This is a genomic window from Collinsella aerofaciens (genome assembly GCF_040915545.1).
Classification (GTDB): Bacteria; Actinomycetota; Coriobacteriia; order Coriobacteriales; family Coriobacteriaceae; genus Collinsella; species Collinsella aerofaciens_BE.
The window spans coordinates 61,332-79,831 of sequence record NZ_JBCPDH010000005.1; the positions used below are offsets into that span (position 1 = coordinate 61,332).

Consider the following 18,500-nt stretch of genomic DNA (forward strand, 5'->3'; position numbering starts at 1 on the left):
GAAAAGGTGTTGTGCCGCATTTTCGCCAATTGATGTCCGTGTCTGGAGTTTAGCTGTCGATGCTCAAAATGCCATAAACTAGTAACGTTATGGACTTTTTCATTGCGACTCAATTGCGAGGATTTCTTTATGGCTGGTAATCACTTTAAGGGCAGCGATAGCGGCCGCCCTGCAGTTCCGCCGCGTCCGAACGGGGCTGGTAAGGCCGGCACGCCGGGCGGCGCTGGACAGGGCGGTTCCGGTAAGCGCGTGTCCCCGGGCGAGACGGCGATGTTTACCGCTCTGTACGAGCAGTCTCAAAAGGCAAAAAAGACCGGCCGTGCAAGAGGGAATGTCTTTGCGGGCGGTGCAACCTCCGCGTCGCAGCCGAGCGGGGCTCCTTCGGTGCCTGCGAACAACGCAGGTGCTGCCAACGCCGCGAATGCTGCCGGCAACGTTAATGCCGGCAAGGCCGCCAACAATACTCCCTCTGCTGGTGGCGCGGGGCTTACGGGTAACCTTGGCACGATTTACACCGGCGCCTCCGAGACTGGCACGTTCGCCCGCCTGGATGATAGCGGTGCCGAGTTTGCGGGCTCGGGTTCCAAGGAAGATTATTACGATTTTGGCTTGAACTACGGTAGCGACGCTTCGTCGAGTTCGACCTCTGACGGTCTGGTCCGTCATCGCCATCGCAAGGGCGAGCGCAAAAAGCGTCACGCCGGCGCCATTATTGCCGCTGTGGTCGCGGTGCTTTTCGTTGCGCTTGGCGCAAGCGGCTTGATGCTGCTTAACTCGGCAAAGACCGTAAAGAGTGAAGCGAAGGAGGCTGTCGAGATCGTCGGTGGCCTTAAGGACAAGGTCACGTCGGGCGATTTTTCGACGCTGCCTGACGACGCGAAGAAGATCGATGAGCTCTGCAACAGCATGAAGGCGGAGACCTCGAGCCCGCTGTGGACGGCGGCTTCGTTTATCCCGGTGTATGGCAGTGACATCAACGCAGCCCGCACCATGATTGATGCCCTGTCCGATGTCTCGAGCAACGCGCTGGTTCCCATGGCCGATAACCTTTCGCAGGCTACGCCCGGCAAGCTGTTCCAGGACGGCATGATTAACGTGTCCGCGCTACAGGCCGTTGCCGATTCGCTTTCCGATAGCTCCAAGGTGTTCAAGAGCGCCAACGAGAAGATCCAGGGTATTGGCGATACTCATATTTCCCAGGTGACCGAGCTGGTCGATAAGGCCAAGGACGGCTTTGCCACCCTCAACGGTGCGGTTGACGCGGCGGAGAAGGTCGCCCCCGTCCTTCCCCAGATGCTCGGCGCCAACGGCCAGACGCGCAACTACCTTGTGTACGCCATGAACAACGTCGAGATTCGTGCTTGCGGCGGCTTTGGCGGTTCGCAGGGCCTGATTTCGGTCACCGACGGCCAGATGTCGATTGGTGACTTTGTTCCATGTATTGCGCTTAGCAAAGACGAGGCGGTTGAGAGCGTCGACGAAGAGGACGAGGCACTGTTTGGTGACCACAGTAACCTGTACAACTCTGGTAACGCGTATTCGCCCGATTGGCCTCGCAACTCGCAGCGTGTCGCCGCGCTGTGGAAGTCCCAGTATGGGCAGGACGTTGACGGCGTCGTGGGTATCGACCCGGTGTTCCTGCAGTATCTGCTGGGCCTGGTCGGTAACGTGTCGCTGCCCGACGGAACGGTTGTCGACGGCGCCAACGCCGCAAAGGTCCTCATGCACGATGTGTACTGGAACTATCCGGTCGAGGAGTCGGACGGCATCTTTGCATCCGTTGCCAGCGCTGCCTTCGACAAGATTCTCGGTGGCATCGGTGACGTCGACGTTACAAAGCTTGTCGGTGCATTCGAGCGCGGTGCCGAAGAGGGCCGTCTGATTGCTTGGATGAGAAACGATGATGAGCAGAATGCCATCAAAGAGACGGGCATTGACGCCTCGCTGCCCGATCCGGATGATCCGAGTGCCGATCCCGTTGCCGGCGTTTACTTTAACAACCTGAGCTTTTCCAAGCTCGACTGGTACCTGAACGCCGATACGCAGATTGGCCAGGGCGTCAAGAACGGCGACGGCACGTGCTCGTATCGCATCACCGTTACCCTGACGAACATCATGACGCGGGAGGAGGCAGGCAAGCTGCCCGACTACGTCGCGGCGAGCGCGCCCGATGCCGCGCGCGACGACGAGCGTCTGAATGTCTCACTGTTTGCCCCGACGGGCGGCAACATCAGTGACCTTACGGTTGAGGGCACCCAGTTTGGTCTTGGCGCCGCTGCGTGGCATGGAGTCCCCTTCTATTCGGGTACCGTTGACCTGCATGCTGGCGAGACGACGACGATCACGTATACGCTGACCACGTCGGCCGAGGCGGGGGACAAGCCGCTTACACTGCGTCAGACTCCTACATGCCAGGCGGCTCGCGATAGCGCGTCGGCGTAGGGTTTTTCTGGTAGCGCAGATAATCGAGTACCATTTTGGGGCGGACAGACAATCTGTTCGCCCCTATTTTGTAAGGAGAGCGCATGAAGTACTTTGGCACCGACGGCTTTCGCGGTGAGGCCAACGTTGGGCTGACGGTAGAGCACGCTTATAAGATTGGCCGTTTTGTGGGCTGGTATTACGGCGCCAACCGCGAGCGCAAGGCGCGCGTTATCGTGGGCAAGGACACACGTCGCTCGAGTTATATGTTCGAGGCGGCGCTGGTGAGCGGTCTGGTCGCGAGCGGTGCGGACGCCTATATGCTGCACGTGATCCCGACGCCGGGCGTGGCACATCAGACCGTGGAGGGCTGCTTCGATTGCGGCATCATGATCAGCGCGAGCCACAACCCGTTTTGCGATAACGGCATTAAGCTCGTCAATAGCGACGGTTTTAAGATGGACGAGGACGTACTGGAGCTCATCGAGGACTACATCGATGGCAAGAGCGAAGTTCCGTTGGCCACGGGCAACCACATCGGTGCCACGGTGGACTACATGCAGGGCCGCAACCGCTACATTGCTTCGCTCATTGCAAGTGCGAACTTTTCGCTGCAGGGCGTCAAGATCGGTATCGACTGCGCCAACGGCTCGGCTTCCTCGGTGGCCAAGCCGGTGTTTGACGCGCTCGGTGCCGACGTGCGCGTGATCAATGCCGCGCCCGATGGCTTTAACATCAACGTCGACTGCGGCTCCACGCATATGGAGCGTCTGCAGCGCCATGTGGTGGAGCAGGGCCTGGACGTGGGTTTTGCCTACGATGGCGATGCCGACCGCTGCCTGGCCGTGGATGAGCGCGGTCGCGTGGTAGACGGCGACCAGATCCTGTACGTGTGCGGCGTGTATCTGAACAAGCACGGTCGCCTTTCGGGCGGTACCGTGGTGCCGACGATTGCCAGCAACTTTGGCCTGATCAAGTCGTTGGAGCTTGCCGGTCTGAGCGCCGTGACCAGCGGCGTGGGCGACCGTCACGTGTATGCCAAGATGCGCGAGGGCGGCTACAGCCTGGGCGGCGAGCAGACGGGCCATACGATCTTTGGCGATATCGAGCGCACGGGCGACGGCATTATGACCTCGCTGCGCGTGATGGAAGTGATTCGTGCCGAGCGCGAGACGCTCTCGCAGCTCACGGCTCCGTGCAAGCTGCTGCCGCAGGCGCAGGTGGCCGTGCGCGTGGCGGACAAGGACGCCGCGCTCGAGAACATGGGCGTGCAGAACGCCATCGCCGAGGCCGAGGTTGCGCTGGCAGGCGAGGGCCGCGTGCTCGTGCGCAAGAGCGGAACCGAGTCGGTTATCCGCGTGCTGGCCGAGGCGCCCGACCAAGCATCTGCCGATGCCGCCATGAAGCGCATCGCCGCCGCGCTGGAAGCTCTGTAAGGTAGTCGTTGGGGACGTTCTTAAACGACTAGGTGGAAAGGGGGCGCCGCGGATTGGTTCCGCGGCGTCCCCTTTGCGTTGGCGTGTCGGTTATGCCTTACAGCTCGTAGAGCGTGGTGAACTTGTCCTGCAGGTAGCTGCAGTAGTAGCGGGCATCGAATGCCATGCCGCACGCGCCCTTGATGAGCTCCGGCGCGTCCTTGGCGCGGCCCCACTGCCAAATGTGCTCGCCCAGCCAGGCGCGGACGGGTGTCAGGTCGCCGCTCGCACAGGCGCCGTTGAGGTCGACACCGTCGCGGCACATGGCCGGCACAAACATGGCGTCGTAGGCGCTGCCCAGCGCATAGGTGGGGAAGTAGCCAAACGAGCCGCCGCTCCAGTGCGTATCCTGTAGGCAGCCGTGCGTGTCGTCGGGAACGGGAATGCCCAGGTACTCATCCATGAAGCGGTTCCAAAGCGCGGGGATGTCCTTGGCCGTGGCCTCGCCGGCAAACAGCATGCGCTCGATCTCGTAGCGCACCATAACGTGCAGCGGATAGGTGAGCTCGTCGGCCTCGGTGCGGATCAGCGAAGGCTGCGCGATGTTCACGGCGTGGTAGAGCGTGTCCTCGTCGACGTCGCCGTAGACCTCGGGTGCGTGGCGGCGCAGCACCTCGAGCAGCGGTCCCATAAAGGCGCGGCTGCGACCCACGGTGTTCTCAAAGAAGCGGCTCTGGCTCTCGTGGATGCCCATGGAGGTGCCGCCCTCAAGACAGGTGCGCGCATAGGCGGGATTGACGCCCAGCTCGTACATGGCATGTCCCGCCTCGTGGATGATGCTGTAGGCGTTGGAGATGCAATCGTTCTCGTAGATGTGTGTCGCGATGCGCGCGTCACCCACGGCAAAGCCCTCGCTAAACGGGTGTTCGGTAAAGGCAAGCGTGGTGTCGTCCAGGTCCAGGCCGACGAGCTTCATAAGGTCGAAGCTCATGGCGCGCTGGGCGGCCTCGGGCACGCGGGCGTGCAAAAAGTCGGCAGCGGGCTGCTGGCCGCGCTCGCCGATGGCGTGCACGAGCGGCACGACCGTCGCCTTGACCTCATCGCAAAACGCATCGAAGCTCTCGGCAGAAAGGCCGCGCTCGTACTGGTCGAGCCAAACGTCGTATGGGTCGCGCTTGGGGTCCATGAGTTCGGCCTGATGCTTAAGTTGGGCGACGATTTTATCCACATAGGGCTCAAAACTCGCCCAGTCGTTGGCCGTCTTGGCCTTGTGCCACACGGCGTCGGCCTCGCAGGTGAGCCTGGTCCAGGCCTCGGCCTCCTCGGTAGGAATAACGCTTGCCTCGCGCTGGTCGCGGCCGAGCACGCGGATCTCGTCGAGCAGCTGCGGGTCGTCTACGTGTCCGCCTGCAACCGTCTCGCGCGCTAACGAGCGTACGAGCTCAACGGACTTCTCGCTGGTCAGGAGCTTGTGATGCTCGCCGGCAAGCGTGCCCATAGCATCGGCGCGGGCCGCGGCGCCGTTGGCGGGGGCAATCGTCGCGCCATCGAACTCGGCAATCTTGAGCAGGTACTCGCGAGTCCACAGCTTGCCCTCGAGTTTGCGGAACTTTTTGACGGCCTTGTCGACTTTAGCAGCCTTGACGCCCTTGGCAGCCTTTGCCACGGCGGCCTGGGCCTTCTTATCGAGTTTCTTTCCCATACCGTATCCTTAATCTCGCAGGCCGAGCGCCGCAGGCGGGTGCGCGGCCAATTTGCACAGCTACCTGCCTTGTACCCAGCGCGAACAAAACGGAACGCGGCGATGCGCTCGCGAAATGTGTTATCCTATAGCCCAATGCGTTGACGGAGAGGGTTTTGCCCGCCGCGTCGCCGGCAAGAGAGGGAAGGTCATGGGCTGCAAACCTTCCTGCGGTGGCAAGGGCCAAGCGTTCACTTCCGAGCAGCGACCTCAACGGGCGCGCGGCCAGCGGCGGCGATGTCCCCAGTAGGGAAGCCGTGAGCCTCGCGACAAGGGGCAAAGAGTGGGCGCGGCGGGCCAGACATCCGTCGGGTCAAACAAGGTGGTACCGCGGAATTCAACCGTCCTTGGGCAATGCACATGCCCGAGGGCGGTTTTTTGTTACCGAACCGGGCCGCGTTTTCGCAACGTCAGACGGCGGCAGCCGCCTCGGCAAGCGGGGAACGCGAGAGACGAAAGGGAAGACATGAGTCTGATTGATGATCTGGTCAAACTCGAGGAAGAGGCCAAGGAGCTCGTCACTAGCGCCGACGACGCCGCCAAGCTCGAGGCTGCGCGCGTTGAGCTGCTCGGTCGCAAGGGCCGTATCACCGGCCTGATGCGCATGATGGGCAAGCTCGCTCCCGAGGATCGTCCCATGATGGGCAAACGCGCCAACGAGATGCGCCAGCTGATCGAGGGCATGCTCGACGAGCGCACCACCGAGATGAAGGCCGCCGCCCTCAAGCACGCACTCGAGCACGAGGCCGTCGACATCACGCTGCCGGGCATCCGTCCGCAGATCGGTCACCAGCACCTGATCAAGCAGATCATCGAGGAGGCCGAGGACATCTTCTGCGGCATCGGCTACACCGTCGAGTCCGGCCCCATGGTCGATACCTCCTACTACAACTTCACCGCGCTCAACGCGCCCATGGATCACCCGAGCCGCTCGGCTCGCGACACGTTCTATGTGGTCGACAACAACCCCGGCAGCGTCGCACATCCCGAGGCTCACGCTCACGGCGAGTCCGACGTACTGCTGCGCACCCAGACCTCGGGCGTGCAGATCCACACCATGGAGTCGCAGAAGCCGCCCATCTACATGATCTGCCCGGGCACCGTCTACCGTCCCGACACGGCCGACGCCTGCCACCTGCCGCAGTTCAACCAGATCGAGGGCCTGGTCGTCGACGAGGGCATCACCTTTGGCGACCTCAAGGGCACGCTCGACTACTTTGTTAAGTGCATGTTTGGCGAGGATCGCAAGACGCGCTACCGCCCGCACTTCTTCCCCTTCACCGAGCCGAGCTGCGAGGTGGATGTGAGCTGCCACGTGTGCGGCGGCAAGGGCTGCAACTTCTGCAAGCACAGCGGCTGGATTGAGATCCTGGGCTGCGGCATGGTCGACCCCAACGTCCTGATCAACTGCGGCATCGATCCCGAGAAGTACACCGGCTTCGCCTTTGGCATTGGCGCCGAGCGCGTCGCGGCCCTGCGCTACGACCTGCCCGACCTGCGCACGTTGATGACTGGTGACATGAGGTTCTTGAACCAGTTCTAGAACGCTTTCTTCTTAGTTGCAGTTTCCGGCTCAAAGCCGCATTTATGAAAGGAGACCAGTTAGATGCGCGTTTCTTACGACTGGCTCAAGACCATGATCGATATTCCGGAGGATCCCAAGACCCTTTCGGACGAATATATCCGTACCGGCACCGAGGTCGAGGCGATCGACACCGTGGGCGAGTCCTTCGACCACGTGGTGACCGCCAAGGTGCTCACCAAGATCCCGCACCCCGATAGCGACCACATGTATGTGTGCTCGGTCGATGTGGGCGACAAGAATCTCGACGCCGACGGCAATCCCGCTCCGCTGCAGATCGTCTGCGGCGCGCAGAACTTCGAGGCCGGCGACCACATCGTCACGGCCATGATTGGCGCCGTGCTTCCCGGCGACGTCAAGATCAAGAAGAGCAAGCTTCGCGGCGTCGTGTCCATGGGCATGAACTGCTCCGCGCGCGAGCTCGGCCTGGGTGGCGACCACTCCGGCATCATGATCCTGCCCGAGGATACGCCCTGCGGCATGCCGTTTGCCGAGTACGTGGGCTCGAGCGACACCGTGCTCGACTGTGAGATCACGCCCAACCGTCCCGACTGCCTGTCCATGATCGGCATGGCCCGCGAGACCGGCGCCATCTTCGACCGCGATTTCCACGTTGAGCTGCCCGCCATCAAGGCCGAGACCGGCCGCGCGACCGACGACGAGCTTTCGGTCGAGATTGCCGACGAGGGCCTGTGCGACCGCTACGTTGCCCGCATCGTGCGCAACGTCAAGGTCGGCCCGTCGCCCGACTGGATGGTCAAGCGCCTTAACGCCTTGGGCGTGCGCCCGCACAACAACATCGTCGACATCACCAACTATGTGATGATGCTCACCGGTCAGCCGCTGCACGCCTTTGACCTGGACACCTTTGCCGAGCGCGATGGCCACCGTCGTGTGGTGGTTCGCGCCGCCCAGCAGGACGAGAAGTTCACGACGCTCGACGGCGAGGAGCGCGTGCTCGACGCCGGTATGGGCCTCATCACCGACGGCGAGCGTCCCGTGGCGTTGGCCGGCGTTATGGGCGGCATGGATTCCGAGATCGAGGACGACACCGTCGACGTGATGGTCGAGAGCGCCTGCTTCAACGCCGGTCGCACCTCGCACACCAGCCGCGACCTGTCGCTGATCTCCGACGCCTCCATTCGCTTTGAGCGCCAGGTCGACGAGACCGGCTGCGTGGATGTCGCCAACGTTACCTGCGCGCTCATCGAGCAGATCGCCGGCGGCGAGGTCGCCCCCGGCTATGTGGACGTGTTCCCCGCGCCCAAGACCATCGACAGCATCAAGCTGCGCTTGGCCCGCGTGCACGCCATCTGCGGCGCCGACATCGAGCCCGACTTTATCGAGCGCTCGCTCACCCGCCTGGGCTGCACCGTCGAGCGCGACGGCGAGGACTTTATGGTCACCCCGCCGAGCTTCCGTCCCGACCTGCCGCGCGAGATTGACCTGATCGAGGAGGTCCTGCGCCTGTGGGGCATGGGTCGCGTCACGGCGACCATCCCGGCTGCCAAGAACCACATCGGCGGTCTGACGCGCGAGCAGAAGCTTACCCGCAAGGTCGGCGAGATCCTGCGCGCCTGTGGCCTCAACGAGACCACGACCTTTGGCTTTGCCGCCCCGGGCGACCTGGAGAAGATCGGCATGTCCACCGAGGGCCGCGGCTGCCCCGTGGTGCTCATGAACCCGCTGGTGGCCGAGCAGACCGAGATGCGCCGCTCGCTGCTGCCGGGCCTGCTGCAGTCTGTGGCCTATAACGAGGCCCACGGCACGCCCAACGTGCACCTGTACGAGGTCGGCAGCCTGTTCCACGGCCGCGAGAACGCCAGCCTACCCAAGGAGACCAAGTCCGTGGCGGGTGTGCTCTCGGGCCAGTGGAGCGAGCAGTCTTGGAGCATGAAGTACCGTAAGCTGCGTTTCTTCTTTGGCAAGGGCATCGTCGAGGAGCTGCTCGCCCAGCTGCGCATCGAGAAGGTTCGCTTCCGTCCCGTCGAGGGCGAGGGCTATGCCTTCCTGCAGCCGGGTCGCGCCGCCGAGGTCCTGTCCGGCGGCACCGTGCTGGGCTGGGTCGGCGAGATTCACCCCGAGGCGCGCGAGGCGATGGGCATCGATGAGGTCGTCGTTGCCTTTGAGCTCGATCTGGACAAGCTGATCAAGGGCGCTCGCAACCAGGAGAACTACCGCGAGTTCTCGCAGTATCCGGCTGTTGAGCACGACCTGGCTATCGTGGTCGATAACTCCGTGACCTGCGAGGATCTTGAGCGCCGCATTACCAGCGCCGGTGGCAAGCTGCTCGAGGGCGTGCGCCTGTTCGACGTCTACCGCGACCCGGTCCGCGTGGGCGTGGGCAAGAAGTCCATGGCCTTTGCGCTTACGTATCGCTCCGACGACCACACACTCACCAGCGAAGAGGTCGAAAAAGCACACCAGAAGATCGTCACCAAGGTGTGCAAGGGCGTAAACGGCGAGGTCCGCGGATAGGTCCTGCACTGGGATATGGGTCGGCGGTGGCTGCCGCCGAGTCCTACGTGACCGCTATGCTCGGTATGAGGCACCGTTGAGCCTGTATATATGACACGCGCATTACATAACGGCGTGCTGCTTTGTCGGCAGTGCGCCGTTTTGCTATGATAGCCCGCGTCGTGTTACGAATTTGACAATACGTAACACTGTCAAGGTGATTTAAGCGGCGTTGCAATTCTGTGCGCCGACAACCGGGAGGCGTACATGCACATTCCAGATAACTATCTGTCCCCGCAGACCGATGCCGTCATGGCGGTGGCGATGGTGCCCGTTTGGGTTCACTGCATCAAGAAGGTGCGTGCCACGCTCGATCGCGAGCATATGGCGTTCCTGGGCATCTGCGCCGCATTCTCCTTCTTGCTCATGATGTTCAACGTGCCGCTGCCCGGCGGCACCACAGGTCACGCCGTCGGCGGCGCGCTCATCGCGCTGCTGCTGGGCCCCGAGGCCGCGGCTATCGCTGTCTCGGTCGCGCTGGCGCTGCAGGCGCTGCTATTTGGCGACGGCGGCGTTCTGTCGTTTGGCGCCAACTGCTTTAACATGGCCTTTGTGCTGCCGTTTGTCGCTGCTATCGTGTTTCGTGCGCTCAACAGCCGTCTGCACGACAAGAGCTGGGGCACTTCGGTTTCTGCCATCGTGAGCGGCTGGGTTGGCCTGTGCCTGGCGGCCCTGTGCGCGGCGGTCGAGTTCGGTATTCAGCCGATGCTCTTCACCAACGCTTCGGGCGCTCCGCTGTACTGCCCCTTCCCGCTGTCCGTGGCTATTCCGGCCATGTTGATCCCGCATATGCTGGTTGCCGGTGTGATCGAGGGCGTGGCGACGGCCGCCATCTACGGTTTCATTAAGAAGACGGCGCCGAGCATTATCGTCGGGCCCGAGGCCGTCGATGGCCAGCTTGCTGCCGAGGGCGCTGCTGCCAAGAAGACCTCGCTGGTCCCCACGCTCATTTTGGTCGCCGTGCTCGTGGTGGCCACGCCGCTGGGCTTGCTTGCCACCGGTGACGCCTGGGGTGAGTGGGACGCCGAGGGCGCCGCGACCGCCGTTCAGGAGGCTGGCGACGACAGCCTGCAGGCTTCGGTCGGCCTCGATACCCCGACCTTTGCCGACGCGCTGCCCACGGGTGATTACCTGCAGGCTTATTCCGAGGAGCAGGGTCTTGGCTTTGCCGGTCAGGCTGCCATGTATATCCTGTCCGGCGTGATTGGCGTGGCGGTGCTCACCATCGCATTCCGTCTGATCTCGCTGACGGTCAAGGAAAGCGGTGCTCATGGCAATAGCCGAGCTGCCTAGCTGGCTTGCGACCGAGCAGCGTTACGAGCCCGCGGGGGCTCGGCATCGTGTGATGCAAAAGAATGTCCTGCACCTGGCGAGCCTGCTTGAGCGGGTTCGCCTGGGTGGAGGCGCGCACGAGGGCGGGTCGATGGTCGACCGCGCCCTTTCTTGCGTTTCGGCTCCGGTGCGCCTGGTGGGGATGTTCGTCTGCGTCCTGTGCGTGTGCCTGACGCAGAGTCCGCTGTACCTGATGCTGATGGCGGCAATCGCGTTGGTGCTGGTCGCGGTGCGCCCCGCACGCGGGCTGCGTGCGACCTTTGTACCGGCGCTCGGCGCCACGGGGCTTGCCGTGGTTCTGGCACTGCCTGCCCTGCTGCTGGGCGCGTCTGCCACGGGCGCCATGCTCAAGATCGCGCTCAAGACGTTTATTAATGTGTCGCTGGTGCTGGGTGTTTCGTGGACGCTTACCTGGAGCCGCATGTCGGCGGCGCTCAAAATGCTGCACCTGCCCGACGAGGTTATCTTTACGTTTGATATGGCACTCAAGCATATCGAGGTGCTGGGACGCACGGCGCACGATCTGTGCGAATCGGTCATGCTGCGCAGCGTCGGTTCCGCGCCCGCGGGTTTTTCGCGTACCGACTCGCTGGCGGGTATCATGGGCATGACGTTTATCAAGGCGATGGAATGCAGCCGCGCGATGGACGAGGCCATGCTGTGCCGCGGCTTCGCCGGCGTGTATCCGGCGCCTGCACGGAGCGGCTTTGGCTGGCGCGATGCGGTTTACGCGGCCGGCGTTGCGTTGCTCGCCGTGTTGTGCGCGGTGCTGTAGCGCGGACGGTCGAACCGTCGATGTGAGTAGGGAAGGGCGACGTTTTGGCAAACGATACGAATAACGCGATGGGTGCGAGCGGTGCTGCCGGCACCGAGGTCACGCCGATCATCGAGTTTCGCGACGTGCTGTTTTCCTATGCGGGTCATACGGTGATCGACGGCATTTCATTGCAGGTGAACCGTGGGGAGCTCGTTGCTCTGCTCGGTCCCAACGGCTGCGGCAAGACGACGATCATGCGCCTTATCAACGGCCTTGAACTTGTGGACGCGGGTGCGTATCTGTTTGACGGGCATGCGGTCGATGCGGCATATCTCAAGGATTCCGCGACGGCCCAGCGGTTCCATCAGCGCGTGGGCTTTGTGTTCCAGAATGCCGATGCGCAGCTCTTTTGCGCCACGGTGGGCGAGGAGGTCGCGTTTGGCCCGGCTCAAATGGGGCTGCCGGCAGACGAGCTCGAGCGTCGCGTCCGCGACGCCATGGAGCTGTTCCAGGTTGCCGATCTGGTCGATGCCTCGCCCTATCAGCTTTCGGGCGGGCAAAAGAAGCGCGTGGCGCTGGCTGCCGTCGTGTCGATGAACCCGGATATCCTGGTGCTCGACGAGCCTACCAACGGACTTGACGAGGACTCTTGCGACATCGTGGTCAACTTTCTACTGGCCTATGTTGCTGCCGGTAAGACGGTCTTGATGAGCACGCACCATCAGGATTTGGTACGACGCCTGGGTGCCCGTGCAATCTTTATCGATCGATATCACCATGTGGTCGAGGCGCCGGTATCGTCGTATGGAACCGAGAGCGGCGTTGTGGAATAGTTGCTGCGTGGAGCGTGCGTAGCCGCCCGCGCGGCTTTGCCGTGATGGTATAGTTATCCAGGTTTTTATGGGGGTGGCTATGCCAAGCTGGAACATTCATATCGCTCAGACGGAGCGTTTGCTGGAGCGCACCGGTGCGCTTGCCAATAGCGTGCGCGACCGCAATGCCTTTTTGTTTGGCTGCGTGGTTCCGGATATCTTCGTGGGCTATATGGTCCCTGGCATCGCCGATCCCATCCCGTACCGCATTACGCACTTTGCAAAGCCCGAACCTATCCCTAAGCCTCGTGAGCATGAGTTCTGGGATACCTATGTGGCACCGTTGCTTAAAAGTTCGCCCACCGGTGCGCCAGCTGCCGCGACCTCGATTGTCGAGGAGCGCGAGCGACTCAATCGGGTGCATTATCCCCAACGTTACAAGGACGCCGAGCCGGTCGCCGGTCCCGGTGCTAGCGAGCTTTCGCTCGCGCCCGATGACGTGGCGCAGTCGCTGCTCGATCTGACGCTGGGCGTTTGGTCGCATCTGGTGGCCGATACCGTATGGAATACGCGTGTGAATCAGTACCTGGAGGCGCACGGCGGCAAGCCGTGCGAGGAATTCCGCATTAAAAAGCAAGGCGACTTTGACTGGTTTGGCAAGACACTCGGCATCGTTTCGATACCGCGCGCGACCGATCGCCTGTATACTGCGGCGACCCGTTTTGGTCAGTATCCCATCCATAAGGAGTATGTGCTCAAGACCATCGGCGTTATGCACGAGATTGTACGCGAAAACCCCGGCGAGTCCGATCATCCGCCGTATCGCCTGCTAACCGAGGAGTTTTTCGATACAACGTTTACCGAGGTCATCGAGCTAACCGAGGCGGGATTTGCGCCTCGCGTCGAATCGCCCGATATGCCTGCGCTTCCCCTGATTGCTAGCTGCTAGCTGGCCGGCTTGACGGTGAACAGTTCATCCCAATTGACCAACGGCTCCCGTCGCAGGGCGTCTTCGGTGGTGCACTCGGCATCGGAGAGGCTTGCGACTGAACGCAAATCGATGAGGCGGCATATGAAGAAGGTCTTAAAAAGGGCCCGGAAGGCAATGCCTTCCGGGCCCTTTGCAATGCAAATGTGCTTGCAAGTACGATTTAGCGCACCTGAGCGACGTAAGCGACGTTGGTCGAGGAGACCTTGTCCTCGAGCTGGACGCTCATGCGGGGGTCGCCGGCGGTGGCGACGGTCAGATCGCCGGCCTCGACGTAGCCGAGCTCCTTAGCGGTCTCGATCGCCTTGACGATCGTGCCGTTGACGGTGCCCTGGGTAATCTCGGCCTGGTGCGGGATAACGCCCCAGTACATGATCATCTGCTGGACGGCCCACTCGTGGCGGGAGAACGCGCAGATCGGCATGTTGGGACGGAAGTGCGAGATCAGGCGAGCGGTACGACCGGTGGTCGTCGGCACGGTGATGCACTTGGCGCCAACGGTGGTGGCCATGTTCACAGCGGACATACCCACAACGTTGTTGACAACGCGGGTGCCGTGAGCGTCAGCCGGAACCTCGAGCGGAGCGTGAGCCGGGAGGTACTTCTCGGTCTCGAGAGCAATGCTGGCCTGCATCTTGACGGCCTCGACCGGGTACTTACCGGCAGCGGACTCGCCGGACAGCATAACGGCGTCGGTGCCGTCGTAAATGGCGTTAGCAACGTCGGCAACCTCGGCGCGCGTCGGGCGCGGGTTCTGCTGCATGGAGTCGAGCATCTGCGTAGCGGTGATAACGGGCTTGTAGGCCGCGTTGCACTTGGCGATGATCTCCTTCTGGATGTGCGGAACGAGCTCGGGCTTGATCTCGATGCCCAGGTCGCCACGGGCGACCATGATGCCGTCGGAAGCCTCGAGGATCTCGTCGAAGTTCTCGACGCCCAGGGCGCACTCGATCTTCGGGAAGATCGTCACGTGCTCGCCGCCGTTCTCGCGGCAAAGCTCGCGGATGCCGCGGACGGACTCGCCGTCGCGGATGAAGGAAGCGGCGATGTAGTCGATGTTCTCGGTCAGGCCAAAGAGGATGTCCTGACGATCGCGCTCGGTGATGGCGGGCAGCGAGATGTTGACGTTGGGCATGTTGACGCCCTTGCGCTCGCCGATCAGGCCGTCGTTCTTAACGACGCAGGTCATGTCCTGGCCGTCGACGGACTCGACCTCGAGGGCAACCAGGCCGTCATCGATCAGGATGAGGGAGCCCTTCTCGACCTCGGAGGGCAGAGCCAGGTAGTCGAGGGAGATGTGCTCAGAGGTGCCGTGGAAATCCTCGGTCGTGGGCTGAGCGGTGACGACGATCTTGTCGCCGGTCTTGACGGCAACCTTCTTGCCGTCGACCAGAAGGCCGGTGCGGACCTCGGGGCCCTTGGTGTCGAGCAGGATGCCGACGGGCATACCGAGCTCCTTGGAAATACGACGGACGCGCTCGATGCGACCGTGGTGCTCGTCGTAGGAGCCGTGCGAGAAGTTAAAACGGGCGACGTTCATGCCCGCCTTGATCATCTCGCGGATGGTCTCGTCGCTATCGCAGGCGGGACCCATGGTGCATACAATCTTGGTGCGCTTGTACATTCAGACCTCCATCTGACATCGTCTTGCGCTGATAGATAAACCATAAGAAATAAAACCGAGTTGATTATAACGAAATGGCGTCCGAATACCCCAAAAAATCGACCGTATGCCGAATTAGAAGTTCATTTTTTGCGGAAAAACGGTATATGCAAAAACTTTACCAACCGTTCTAACCGCTGCTATCTGGGCGATATTTCAATTTGATGATGCGCCGAAGAAAAAACGTTTTATCAGTATTGAGCATCACACGGTCTGCACCGTTGCTTATGGACCATATTTCCAAATGGATTGTTTTGGCTAGACGCGTTGCTTTGGGGTACCATAGCTCCACTATCAACTGCCGCTCAGCACGGCAGCCTTGATGAGCCCTTGCCCTTCTCCTGGGAATTATGATCGGGCATCAATCTGCTGAGTGGCCCGAATCCCAGGAGGGGACTCTATATGCAAAAGGAATACCTGTCCGCCGCGGCGGAGGTGCTCAGCGACCAAGGTGTCGATGAGAACCTCGGCCTGAGCGACGACGAGGCGTCGTCGCGCCTCGCTAAGACAGGCCCTAACAAGCTCGAGGAAGCCGAGAAGACGCCGCTGTGGAAGCGCTTCTTTGAGCAGATGGCCGACCCCATGGTCATCATGCTGATCGTTGCCGCCGTCATCAGCGCGCTCACGGGCATGGTCAAGGGCGAGGCGGACTTTGCCGATGTCGCCATCATCATGTTCGTCGTTATCGTCAACTCGGTGCTGGGCGTGGTCCAGGAGGCTAAAAGCGAGGAGGCTCTCGAGGCCCTGCAGGAGATGAGCGCGGCGCAGTCCAAGGTGCTGCGCGACGGCAAGCTCGTGCACCTGCCGAGCGCCGAGCTCGTGCCCGGTGACGTGATCATGCTCGAGGCGGGCGACTCCGTCCCGGCCGACTGCCGCGTGCTCGAGAGCGCCACGATGAAGATCGAGGAGGCCGCCCTTACCGGCGAGTCCGTGCCCGTCGAGAAGCATGCCAACGTGATCGAGCTCGCCGCCGGCACCGACGACGTGCCGCTCGGCGACCGCAAGAACATGTGCTACATGGGCTCCACCGTGGTGTACGGCCGTGGCCGCGCCGTCGTAGTCGGTACCGGTATGAACACCGAGATGGGTAAGATCGCCGGCGCCCTGGCCGAGGCCAAGGAAGAGCTCACGCCGCTGCAGGTGAAGCTTGCCGAGCTCAGCCGCATCCTCACTATCATGGTTATCGTCATCTGCGTCGTTATCTTTGGCGTCGACATCATCCGCCACGGCGTGGGCAACGTTCTCACCGACCCGACCGCGCTGCTCGATACCTTTATGGTCGCTGTCTCGCTTGCCGTCGCCGCCATCCCTGAGGGTCTGGTTGCCGTCGTGACTATCGTGCTTTCGCTCGGCGTGACCAAAATGGCCAAGCGCCAGGCGATTATCCGCAAGCTCTCTGCCGTCGAGACCCTTGGCTGCACGCAGACCATCTGCTCCGACAAGACCGGTACCCTTACCCAAAACAAGATGACCGTCGTCAAGCACGAGCTCGCTGCGCCTAAGGAGAAGTTCCTGGCCGGTATGGCGCTGTGCTCCGATGCCCAGTGGGACGAGGACCTGGGCGAGGCCGTTGGTGAGCCGACTGAGTGCGCGCTCGTCAACGATGCCGGCAAGGCTGGTCTTACTGGCCTGACTGCCGAGCACCCGCGCGTGGGCGAGGCCCCGTTCGACTCGGGCCGTAAGATGATGTCCGTGGTCGTCGAGACCCTGGACGGCGAGTATGAGCAGTACACCAAGGGCGCGCCCGACGTGGTGATCGGCCTGTGCACCCATATCTACGACGGCGACAGGGTCGTTCCGCTGACCGAGGAGCGTCGCGCCGAGCTCGTGGCCGCCAACAAGGCCATGGCCGACGAGGCCCTGCGCGTGCTGGCGCTGGCAAGCCGCACCTACACCGAGGTCCCGGCCGATTGCAGCCCCGCCGCGCTCGAGCATGACCTGGTCTTCTGCGGCCTGTCCGGCATGATTGACCCGGTCCGCCCCGAGGTCTCCGACGCCATCCGCGAGGCCCACGACGCCGGTATTCGCACCGTCATGATCACGGGCGACCATATCGACACCGCCGTGGCCATTGCCAAGCAGCTGGGAATCGTCACCGATCGCAGCCATGCCATTACCGGTGCCGACCTCGACCGCATGAGCGACGAGGAGCTCGACGCGCACATCGAGGACTACGGCGTGTACGCCCGCGTCCAGCCCGAGCACAAGACGCGCATCGTCGAGGCCTGGAAGTCGCGCGACCAGATCGTCGCCATGACGGGCGACGGCGTCAACGATGCCCCGTCCATCAAGCGCGCCGACATCGGCGTCGGTATGGGCATCACCGGCACCGACGTCACCAAGAACGTTGCCGACATGGTGCTTGCCGACGACAACTTCGCCACCATCATTGGTGCCTGCGAAGAGGGCCGTCGCATCTACGACAACATCCGCAAGGTCATCCAGTTCCTGCTTTCGGCCAACCTTGCCGAGGTGTTCTCGGTGTTTATCGCCACGCTCATCGGCTTTACCATCTTCCAGCCGGTGCAGCTGCTGTGGGTGAACCTGGTCACCGACTGCTTCCCCGCGCTCGCGCTGGGTATGGAGGACGCCGAGGGCGACATCATGAAGCGCAAACCGCGCAACGCCAAGGACGGTGTCTTTGCCGGCAATATGGGCCTGGACTGCGTGGTCCAGGGCCTGATCATCACCGTGCTGGTGCTGGCGAGCTTCTTTGTGGGCGTGTACTTTGACATGGGCTACATCCACATCGCCGATATGATCGCCGGTAATGCCGACGAGGAAGGCGTGATGATGGCCTTCATCACGCTCAACATGGTCGAGATCTTCCACTGCTTCAATATGCGCAGCCGTCGTGCGTCGCTGTTTAGCATGAAGAAGCAGAACAAGTGGCTGTGGGCTTCGGCCGCGCTGGCGCTGGTGCTGACAGTGATCGTAACCGTGCAGCCGACGCTTGCCGAGATGTTCTTTGGCCCTGTGACGCTTGAACTCAAGGGCGTTATCGCCGCCCTGGGCCTGGCCTTCCTGATCATCCCGCTGATGGAGATCTACAAGGCGATCATGCGCGCGGTCGAGAAGGAGTAAGTTAACCTGTCCGGGCCCGCCCCACGCCCTTTCTCCCTCACTGGTCCTCGCGCTTCGCGCTGCGGGATCGTTCGGGAGAAAGGGCTTCCGGGGCGGGCCCTGCGCTATCCTTGCTGGCTTCTCTCCCGTGCGGATGAAAAGGGCTGAAGGAAAGACGGTGAGCGGTCGAGCAATTGCTCGACCGCTCT

At 62.2% G+C, this 18,500-nt stretch carries 11 protein-coding genes; 9 read left to right on the forward strand and 2 right to left on the reverse strand.

Annotated features, from left to right (window positions below; genetic code table 11):
• Window positions 1-129: 129 nt before the first annotated feature.
• Both AB5202_RS02915 and glmM read left to right on the forward strand, forming a co-directional pair.
• Window positions 130-2,442 carry a DUF4012 domain-containing protein gene (locus AB5202_RS02915; protein ID WP_368147477.1) on the forward strand — a complete coding sequence of 771 codons (2,313 nt, stop codon included), beginning with the start codon at window positions 130-132 and terminating at the stop codon, window positions 2,440-2,442.
• Between the two features lie 83 nt (window positions 2,443-2,525).
• Window positions 2,526-3,857 carry a phosphoglucosamine mutase gene (glmM, locus tag AB5202_RS02920; protein WP_368143543.1) on the forward strand — a complete coding sequence of 444 codons (1,332 nt, stop codon included), beginning with the start codon at window positions 2,526-2,528 and terminating at the stop codon, window positions 3,855-3,857.
• 97 nt (window positions 3,858-3,954) lie between these two features.
• On the opposite strand, the gene AB5202_RS02925 is transcribed toward glmM, so the two are convergent.
• Window positions 3,955-5,538: a carboxypeptidase M32 gene (locus AB5202_RS02925; protein ID WP_368143545.1), complete on the reverse strand. Its 1,584-nt coding sequence runs from the start codon at window positions 5,536-5,538 to the stop codon at window positions 3,955-3,957.
• Window positions 5,539-6,043: 505 nt separating this feature from the next.
• Here AB5202_RS02925 and pheS point away from each other — a divergent pair.
• The 6 genes from pheS (at window position 6,044) to AB5202_RS02955 (ending at window position 13,526) form a co-directional block, all read left to right on the forward strand.
• Entirely contained in the window at window positions 6,044-7,120 is a 1,077-nt protein-coding gene (gene pheS, locus AB5202_RS02930; protein WP_117770495.1) for a phenylalanine--tRNA ligase subunit alpha, read from the forward strand.
• A gap of 63 nt (window positions 7,121-7,183) precedes the next feature.
• Window positions 7,184-9,637 carry a phenylalanine--tRNA ligase subunit beta gene (gene pheT / locus AB5202_RS02935; protein ID WP_035136803.1) on the forward strand — a complete coding sequence of 818 codons (2,454 nt, stop codon included), beginning with the start codon at window positions 7,184-7,186 and terminating at the stop codon, window positions 9,635-9,637.
• 246 nt (window positions 9,638-9,883) lie between these two features.
• Window positions 9,884-10,969, forward strand: coding sequence for a cobalt transporter CbiM (gene cbiM / locus AB5202_RS02940; RefSeq protein ID WP_035136804.1), 1,086 nt, complete (start codon window positions 9,884-9,886; stop codon window positions 10,967-10,969).
• Window positions 10,947-11,783: an energy-coupling factor transporter transmembrane component T family protein gene (locus AB5202_RS02945; protein WP_035136805.1), complete on the forward strand. Its 837-nt coding sequence runs from the start codon at window positions 10,947-10,949 to the stop codon at window positions 11,781-11,783. The genes cbiM and AB5202_RS02945 overlap by 23 nt, the downstream gene beginning before the upstream one ends.
• A 44-nt stretch (window positions 11,784-11,827) precedes the next feature.
• Window positions 11,828-12,598, forward strand: a complete 771-nt coding sequence (locus tag AB5202_RS02950) for an energy-coupling factor ABC transporter ATP-binding protein (RefSeq protein WP_052044000.1) — start codon at window positions 11,828-11,830, stop codon at window positions 12,596-12,598.
• A 79-nt stretch (window positions 12,599-12,677) separates the two neighbouring features.
• Window positions 12,678-13,526, forward strand: a complete 849-nt coding sequence (locus AB5202_RS02955) for a hypothetical protein (protein WP_368143546.1) — start codon at window positions 12,678-12,680, stop codon at window positions 13,524-13,526.
• A 202-nt stretch (window positions 13,527-13,728) separates the two neighbouring features.
• On the opposite strand, the gene pyk is transcribed toward AB5202_RS02955, so the two are convergent.
• Window positions 13,729-15,189: a pyruvate kinase gene (gene pyk, locus AB5202_RS02960; RefSeq protein ID WP_138374409.1), complete on the reverse strand. Its 1,461-nt coding sequence runs from the start codon at window positions 15,187-15,189 to the stop codon at window positions 13,729-13,731.
• Window positions 15,190-15,630: 441 nt separating this feature from the next.
• On the opposite strand from pyk, the gene AB5202_RS02965 reads away from it, so the two are divergent.
• Window positions 15,631-18,312 carry a cation-translocating P-type ATPase gene (locus AB5202_RS02965; RefSeq protein ID WP_368143547.1) on the forward strand — a complete coding sequence of 894 codons (2,682 nt, stop codon included), beginning with the start codon at window positions 15,631-15,633 and terminating at the stop codon, window positions 18,310-18,312.
• Window positions 18,313-18,500 lie beyond the last annotated feature (188 nt).

Excerpts from the sequence above, each read along its gene's own strand:
- AB5202_RS02915 (WP_368147477.1), top strand. The coding sequence starts at position 130 with ATGGCTGGTAATCACTTTAAGGGCAGCGATAGCGGCCGCCCTGCAGTT.
- glmM (WP_368143543.1), top strand. The coding sequence starts at position 2,526 with ATGAAGTACTTTGGCACCGACGGCTTTCGCGGTGAGGCCAACGTTGGG.
- AB5202_RS02925 (WP_368143545.1), bottom strand. The coding sequence starts at position 5,538 with ATGGGAAAGAAACTCGATAAGAAGGCCCAGGCCGCCGTGGCAAAGGCT.
- pheS (WP_117770495.1), top strand. The coding sequence starts at position 6,044 with ATGAGTCTGATTGATGATCTGGTCAAACTCGAGGAAGAGGCCAAGGAG.
- pheT (WP_035136803.1), top strand. The coding sequence starts at position 7,184 with ATGCGCGTTTCTTACGACTGGCTCAAGACCATGATCGATATTCCGGAG.
- cbiM (WP_035136804.1), top strand. The coding sequence starts at position 9,884 with ATGCACATTCCAGATAACTATCTGTCCCCGCAGACCGATGCCGTCATG.
- AB5202_RS02945 (WP_035136805.1), top strand. The coding sequence starts at position 10,947 with ATGGCAATAGCCGAGCTGCCTAGCTGGCTTGCGACCGAGCAGCGTTAC.
- AB5202_RS02955 (WP_368143546.1), top strand. The coding sequence starts at position 12,678 with ATGCCAAGCTGGAACATTCATATCGCTCAGACGGAGCGTTTGCTGGAG.
- pyk (WP_138374409.1), bottom strand. The coding sequence starts at position 15,189 with ATGTACAAGCGCACCAAGATTGTATGCACCATGGGTCCCGCCTGCGAT.
- AB5202_RS02965 (WP_368143547.1), top strand. The coding sequence starts at position 15,631 with ATGCAAAAGGAATACCTGTCCGCCGCGGCGGAGGTGCTCAGCGACCAA.